Raw genomic sequence first — 6,527 nt, 5'->3', positions numbered from 1 at the left:
TACTATTGCCGAAATCCCCACATAAATCGTGTAATCATCGTTCAGCTTTACTTTAGGGTTATCTTTAACTCTTTTGTAGGGCATCGACAATGAATTCTTGCCGGCCATTTTCTCTGATGGCTCCCCACCTGATCCGAAAATATAAAAGTGCTGCGGTTTTTTATGGAGTTTCATCGACAGAGCAATCTGCTCGAACTCTGGAGAAAAGTCCCGGTATGCCTCCATACCATTTTTAGAAACCTCTTTTCTAAAACGGATTCGTTTTAATTTAAAATCTATATCCTCAACTTTAAGTTTTAATAGTTCCTGCTGGCTTCTCACACATAGGTGATAGGTAAATGCACAAGCGTTATAGACCATTCGCTGTTCATGGTTTACCATAAACATCTTAATTTTTTCAGCAATATCCCTTTTATACCAGGTATGCTTACCGACTGTGGCTTTAACTTTTTGGATTTTTCCTTTGGCTGGATTCTTTAAAATATATTCTTCCATCTCAAACCAATTGAAAGCAGTCATGATCAGGTCGATGTTGCTATTGTAAGTGGTAGGGTTCCAGGAATTATTCTTCTTAGCGTAAAGCAAGGCATCGGCAATCTGCTGTCTTGTTATATCCGATACGCTGAGCTCGAGTAAATCTTTATCCGTTAGGTATCTGGTAAACCATTTTATAACGCCCCGGTGTGTCGAATGCGAGTTGGTATTATCCGTCCTGTCAATCCTACTCTGCAGATAATCTGCAAGTGCTGTGACTATATTGGTATTGGATTTTTGATTTTCGGATATCTGCTTTTCTTTTTTTAGGATCTTTTCCTCAATAGTGACCGTTTCATTTATAACAACATTGCTTACAAGAGCGAGCTCTTCCTCGAAAGGATTATAGTTTAGGTTATTTAAGAGTAATTTATATTTGGCCACCAGGTGCTGCGCATATTCTTCCCTTTCCTTTCCTTTGTACCGGTTTAAATTTTCGTACACCTTTATCCGGATTCGCTTTCTTGGATAGCGGTCCCAAAGAATGTGCGGCACGTCGTGGTTCCAATGAATGAACCACTTCTCTTCATTGCTCTTATCAATCTTTGGATCTGAAGGTGCCCTCATGCGCTTAATCGCTTTTAAAAACTGTGTCCCTAATGTGTCCCCGTTTTTCTGAGGCATAAAAAAAGCAGCCTCAAGGACTGCTTTAAAACTTCTGGGTGGCTGATGGGGCTCGAACCCACGACCCTCGGCACCACAAACCAATACTCTAACCAACTGAGCTACAGCCACCGTTTTTTTTTGATGTCACAAAAGTACGACTTTTAACATTCCCTGCAAATATTTTTACTAAAGTTTTCACAACAAATTTTTAATTCCTTAACATTCAATTATTTGAATTTGAAAAAAAATTTCAGCAACAGATAAGACAAGCTATTTTGGTGCTAAAAACATAACTTTACGGCGTTTATGATCGAAATTTACACAGACGGAGCAGCAAGCGGAAACCCCGGACCAGGCGGTTGGGGTACTATTTTAAGGGCCGGGCAACATTACAAAGAGTTAAGCGGTGGTTTCAGGATGACTACCAATAACCGAATGGAGCTCCTTGCCGTAATTAAAGGTCTGGAAGCGCTTAAAAGCTTAAACCAGCAGGTTACGGTTTTCTCCGATTCTAAATATGTGGTAGATGCGGTAGAAAAAAAATGGGTATTTGGCTGGGTAACTAAAAATTTTAAAGACAAGAAAAACAAAGACCTATGGATTCGCTTTCTCGAACTTTATAAACTTCATAAAGTGAAATTCGTGTGGATTAAAGGTCACAACGACCACCCGGAGAATGAGCGTTGCGACCGTTTAGCGGTTTTTGCTTCACAAGACAAGCAAAATCTTGCCATCGATACCGTATTTGAAGTAGAAAGAGCTAAGGGTAGCTAATCAATTCCACCTACCACGCCCAGATCCTGTAAGGTGTTTTCTACCTTTGCCTCAAGTGAAATTGATTTGGCAGTATATAAAAGCATCATTTCTTCCGCCTTGTCAACCATATTTTTCGATCCGATAAATACAGGTACCCGTTGGTGCAGTTCAGTTGGCTGAATATCCAATATCCGGTCGAAACCAGTGCTGGCCTTCCCTCCTGCCTGCTCAATAATGAAAGCCATAGGGTTGCACTCATAAAGCAAACGCAGTTTCCCCTTAGGCGAGCGCGCAGTGGTAGGATAGATATAAATACCGCCCTTAATCAAGTTACGGTGAATATCGCCCACCATCGAACCAATATAGCGCGAGGTATAAGGGCGTTTGGTAGCCTCATCTTCCACCTGGCAATATTTGATGTATTTTTTAACCCCATCCGGAAAATGTACGTAGTTACCTTCGTTTACGGAATACATGTAACCTGTTTCGGGTATTTTCATTTGAGGATGCGAAAGACAGAACTCACCGATTGATGGATCGAGCGTAAAACCATTAACTCCCTTACCCGTAGTGTACACGAGCATGGTCGATGAACCATAAATAACATAACCCGCAGCAACCTGCTCGGTACCTTTTTGCAGTACATCAGCTAAGCTGGCCCTGCCCTCTACCGATTTTCTCCTGTAAATCGAAAAAATAGTACCTACGGCAACATTCACATCAGTATTAGACGAGCCATCCAGCGGATCAATACACACGATGTATTTTGCATTTTGCGAAACCGGAGAGTCAATATGGATAATTTCATCCTCCTCCTCAGTAGCTACAATACAACATTCGCCACCACTGGTTAAAGCCGCAATAAACTGTTCGTCAGCATAAACATCCAGTTTCTTTTGCTCTTCGCCCTGAATATTGGTTGTGCCCATATCGCCAAGGATATCAACCAAACCCGCCTTGTTAATTTCGCGGTTAACGATTTTTGCAGCAATACCAATATCCCGTAGCAGCCTCGAAAGTTCACCTTTGGCATAGGGGAAATCTGCCTGTTTCTCTATAATAAATTGTCCTAGTGTTTTAACGCCACAAACCATACTTAGTGTATATTTTACATTATCTACCCGATAACTCTATGACCTCTAAGGTATGAATATTTTCGTCAGTAATGCAAAAGCGAATCAGGGTTCTCACTTTGTGCCAACCGTGTTTTCCCGCTGCTCCGGGGTTTATATGCAAACATTTTAGCTTTTCATCGAACATCACTTTCAAAATATGCGAGTGCCCTGTGATAAATAATTTTGGAGGGTTAGTGTATATTTCAGGCTTAACTAAAGATGAATATCTACCCGGATATCCGCCAATATGTGTCATCCACACATCTACCCTTTCGCAGCTAAATCGATTTTTCTCAGGGAATTCATTTCTAATCGCCGCATCATCTATATTTCCGAATACACCGCGTAAAGGTTTAAAAGCGGCCAAAGGCGCAGCTACATCCGGACCAAAATCGCCGGCATGCCAAATCTCATCTACACTTTCAAAGTGCCTAAAAACCGCATCATCTAAAAAACCATGTGTATCTGAAATTAACCCTATTTTTTTCATTATGTAAACTTAATTGTGTCCTTAATTTACAAGACATAACAGCTATAAAGCACGAAATCTCCAGCAATAGCTTTCAAAGTTAAACCTAAAAGCCGAAATAAAAAGACTGCTATATCTTACAAATAAAGGTCGCGGTAATTGTACTATATTGACATATTCTTAGTAATGGGTAAGCAAAAAAGATATTTATTTTTATTTATTCCAGCCAAAGCTTATAAACTATAATATCTTTTACCATAAAACCACTACTTTAGTATTAAATCTATGAAATTACTTCGCCTCTCATTACTATTTATTATTACGCTAACCACTCAGAGCCTGTTCGCTCAAGTTATTTACAGAGGCACAATAACCGACGACAAAAAACGACCTATACCATTGGTTACGATTAAACTAATGGCAGAAAACACAGAAAGCGCGAGTAACCAAAATGGTCAGTTTAACATCACATCATCAAGAGGCTTAAGCGATACACTATTATTTAGTAGTGTTGGATACGAGAGTAAGAAAATAGCCACCACAGATTTTAGACAAAACAGCAAAGTCATCTTACCAGAAAACATACTATCGCTAAAGGATGTAAATATTGCTGGTGGAAAGAAAAAAAGCGTTATAATTAATTACTTTGAATACGCTCAAGCTAACTACAATCCCCAAATCAGGAAGCAAATATCACCTTATATCTCACCTTTTCCAATAGCAAAACTTTTCACCTCGGAGATAGCTCATGCAAAAATTGAGAAAATAACTCTAGGGAGATTTGTATACAAGGACTATTACAAGGGCCCTATAAATAATACATTCACCCGTGTAATGCGTGGTGGAAATTATAATCCGGTAATGGTTGGGCAACAGCAAATAGCTACGGCAAGTTCAAATTTCAACAACGAAAAAATCATCACTAAGAGCTCTAATGCCCGTTTTAACCTTTATTTGCTGGAAGTAGATACCCTGACAGGAAAACCTGGCAAGCTTCTGTATAAAGATAAAATTGAGGTTAAATTAACCAATAACGCAACTTTGATTGAAGTTGGGCTCACCACCAAACAAATTTTCATTCCACATCAAAAATTTTATGTAATGGTAGAGTGGCTCTATATTCCTTTTAACGAAAATATTGCATTAAGCCATGAGCTCGTTAACAAACCTGCCCAATTAAACAAAAACCAAGATAGAACTACCATTATGCCTGTTTATAAAACGAATTATGAGCCTCTGCTTTCAATTTACGCAGCTAAAAAAGATAAAGTAGCTACAAAATGGAGACTTATTAGCGATCAATGGGAGTCTTTACCATTGGCAAAAAATAACCAGTACGAAATGGAATTAGCATTATCCGCTACCGTTAGTTATTTCGAAAAATGAAATTAAGCACTACACTCATCTTACTTCTTTTGGCCATAAAGGCAAATGCGCAGTTAAATGACACTACTCACGTTGAAAGATTCTCTTTTACTATAATTGATAGCCTGAACGCGAAACCAATAGCCAACGCATTAATCTCTAATCCGTTCGAAAGAACGACCTATTTAGCAGATAAAGACGGAACACTTAACCTGATCGTAAAAAATGACTTTATTCAAGACACGTTATATATTACAAAACAGAACTATTTCACAAAAAAAAATCTGCCTAAAGAATCTAAACAATGAAAAGTTAATTTTACTGAGTCCGAAAAACAACTCAACAGCAAAAAAAATACAGCAAAAACCCGGCAGTAAATCTGTCACGCTTAATATTTTCGAGCGTAATGAATCTAACCATTACTTAGGATTGTCTTACCAGCTTCAACCTTTTGCATTTTTACAAGTAGCCCAAAAGCTTAATACCATAGCAGAAGGAATGCTCAATTCAATTACATTAGGTCAGCTGGTATTTTTAAACGACAAATGGGTATTAGAAAACCCCAGATACCCGGATAGTCGAAGCCACTCTTATTTATCCATGCAACAATGTTCATTTAAACTCAGAATCTATTCTGCCGATACCCATACCGGATTGCCCAAAGAGGATTTGTGCAATGAAATTATTGAAGTAAAAAATTTCAATAATCGCAACATCACTGTTAACCTAAAACAGTACAAAATTATGGTGCCCAAAGGCGATTTTTTTGTCGCAGTAGAATGGATCAGAAATGATGAAAACATGAGCAAAACAACTTATAACGACGAATCGATAGCCTTCAACATCACAAGTTATCGTCCATTTATTGGAATATCTACTAATGAAGGACCAAAACTTAATGTTTATGGTCTAACCTTTTTTGATAAATGGGAACCATTAGATAATCTCTCCCCAGATTTCACAGACCTAACCATAAGTGCAGAAATTTCCTATTAAATATCTAATAGCCTAAAAAATAAGGCTTCAATAAGTTTTGATAAGTCTGTGTATAAACCTTTTCTGCCTGATAAATATTAAATCGCACCCTCTCCAAAGCTACTTTACTCCTGCTTAAACCAACAATGTTTCTAAACGCAGGTTTGGTTTCATCAGAATGTAAATCGATTTGTTGGTTCAAGTACAAACCGTATTGAATACCACTGCTTATTAATTGTTCAGCTTGTTTTACAGGCAGTACAAACCAAAAGATACCAGTAGCACTTAACAATTCATTTACTTTAATTATTAAATCGTAAAAAAACTGCTCACCAGCATGCCTGGCTATACCTTTTCTTGCTTCTTGATTTTTTAAATCATTCACAAAAAAAGGTGGATTGGAAACAATCAGATCAAACTTTTCATCACTATTAAAATCCTCAATAGCAACATGCTGCACTTTTAACCGTTCATTAAAAACTGAAGCCCCAAAATTCCTCCCCGCAGTTTCGGCAGCTTTTTCATCAATCTCTACCGCTTGTATAAAAGCCTCAGGAAAACGCTGTGCCAGCATCAGGGCAATTACCCCTGTGCCGGTTCCAATATCCAAAATACGCATGGGCGATTGATGGCCTACCATTGCACCAAGCAATACCCCATCGGTGTTAATTTTCATCGCGCAACCTGTCTGATCGACTTCAAATTGC

At 38.4% G+C, this 6,527-nt stretch carries 7 protein-coding genes and 1 tRNA gene; 3 read left to right on the top strand and 5 right to left on the bottom strand.

The features are described 5' to 3' along the window. A partial coding sequence (locus tag DBR40_RS10740) for a phage integrase SAM-like domain-containing protein (RefSeq protein ID WP_148090176.1) occupies window positions 1–1,101 on the bottom strand: 1,101 nt, incomplete at its 3' end. 94 nt (window positions 1,102–1,195) lie between these two features. Next, window positions 1,196–1,269: transfer RNA gene (locus DBR40_RS10735), tRNA-His, on the bottom strand. A gap of 177 nt (window positions 1,270–1,446) precedes the next feature. Between DBR40_RS10735 and rnhA the strand changes: the two genes are divergently transcribed. Next, the gene (gene rnhA, locus DBR40_RS10730; protein ID WP_124559744.1) at window positions 1,447–1,914 is read left to right on the top strand and encodes a ribonuclease HI; all 468 of its coding nucleotides are present in this window, start codon (window positions 1,447–1,449) and stop codon (window positions 1,912–1,914) included. Here rnhA and fbp read toward each other — a convergent pair. Together fbp and DBR40_RS10720 are read right to left on the bottom strand one after the other, a co-directional pair. Beyond that, complete coding sequence (fbp, locus tag DBR40_RS10725; RefSeq protein WP_124559743.1) at window positions 1,911–2,990, bottom strand: class 1 fructose-bisphosphatase; 1,080 nt, start codon at window positions 2,988–2,990, stop codon at window positions 1,911–1,913. The genes rnhA and fbp overlap by 4 nt on opposite strands. 19 nt (window positions 2,991–3,009) lie before the next feature. Continuing rightward, window positions 3,010–3,501, bottom strand: a complete 492-nt coding sequence (locus tag DBR40_RS10720; protein ID WP_124559742.1) for a metallophosphoesterase family protein — start codon at window positions 3,499–3,501, stop codon at window positions 3,010–3,012. Window positions 3,502–3,765: 264 nt separating this feature from the next. On the opposite strand from DBR40_RS10720, the gene DBR40_RS10715 reads away from it, so the two are divergent. Together DBR40_RS10715 and DBR40_RS10710 are read left to right on the top strand one after the other, a co-directional pair. Next, the gene (locus DBR40_RS10715) at window positions 3,766–4,866 is read left to right on the top strand and encodes a carboxypeptidase-like regulatory domain-containing protein (protein ID WP_124559741.1); all 1,101 of its coding nucleotides are present in this window, start codon (window positions 3,766–3,768) and stop codon (window positions 4,864–4,866) included. A 204-nt stretch (window positions 4,867–5,070) separates the two neighbouring features. Next, the gene (locus tag DBR40_RS10710) at window positions 5,071–5,841 is read left to right on the top strand and encodes a hypothetical protein (protein WP_124559740.1); all 771 of its coding nucleotides are present in this window, start codon (window positions 5,071–5,073) and stop codon (window positions 5,839–5,841) included. Window positions 5,842–5,845: 4 nt separating this feature from the next. Here DBR40_RS10710 and DBR40_RS10705 read toward each other — a convergent pair whose 3' ends face one another. Continuing rightward, complete coding sequence (locus DBR40_RS10705) at window positions 5,846–6,496, bottom strand: tRNA1(Val) (adenine(37)-N6)-methyltransferase (protein WP_233603853.1); 651 nt, start codon at window positions 6,494–6,496, stop codon at window positions 5,846–5,848. Window positions 6,497–6,527 lie beyond the last annotated feature (31 nt).

Source organism: Pedobacter sp. KBW01 (genome assembly GCF_003852395.1).
Classification (GTDB): Bacteria; Bacteroidota; Bacteroidia; order Sphingobacteriales; family Sphingobacteriaceae; genus Pedobacter.
The sequence above is the reverse complement of the archived record's forward strand: the minus strand, read 5'-3'. Positions and strand labels throughout refer to the sequence as shown.

Bases quoted from the DNA above. Each gene is read 5' to 3' on its own strand.
- DBR40_RS10705 (WP_233603853.1), bottom strand. From the start codon at position 6,496: ATGAAAATTAACACCGATGGGGTATTGCTTGGTGCAATGGTAGGCCAT.
- fbp (WP_124559743.1), bottom strand. From the start codon at position 2,990: ATGGTTTGTGGCGTTAAAACACTAGGACAATTTATTATAGAGAAACAG.
- DBR40_RS10710 (WP_124559740.1), top strand. From the start codon at position 5,071: ATGACTTTATTCAAGACACGTTATATATTACAAAACAGAACTATTTCA.
- DBR40_RS10715 (WP_124559741.1), top strand. From the start codon at position 3,766: ATGAAATTACTTCGCCTCTCATTACTATTTATTATTACGCTAACCACT.
- rnhA (WP_124559744.1), top strand. From the start codon at position 1,447: ATGATCGAAATTTACACAGACGGAGCAGCAAGCGGAAACCCCGGACCA.
- DBR40_RS10720 (WP_124559742.1), bottom strand. From the start codon at position 3,501: ATGAAAAAAATAGGGTTAATTTCAGATACACATGGTTTTTTAGATGAT.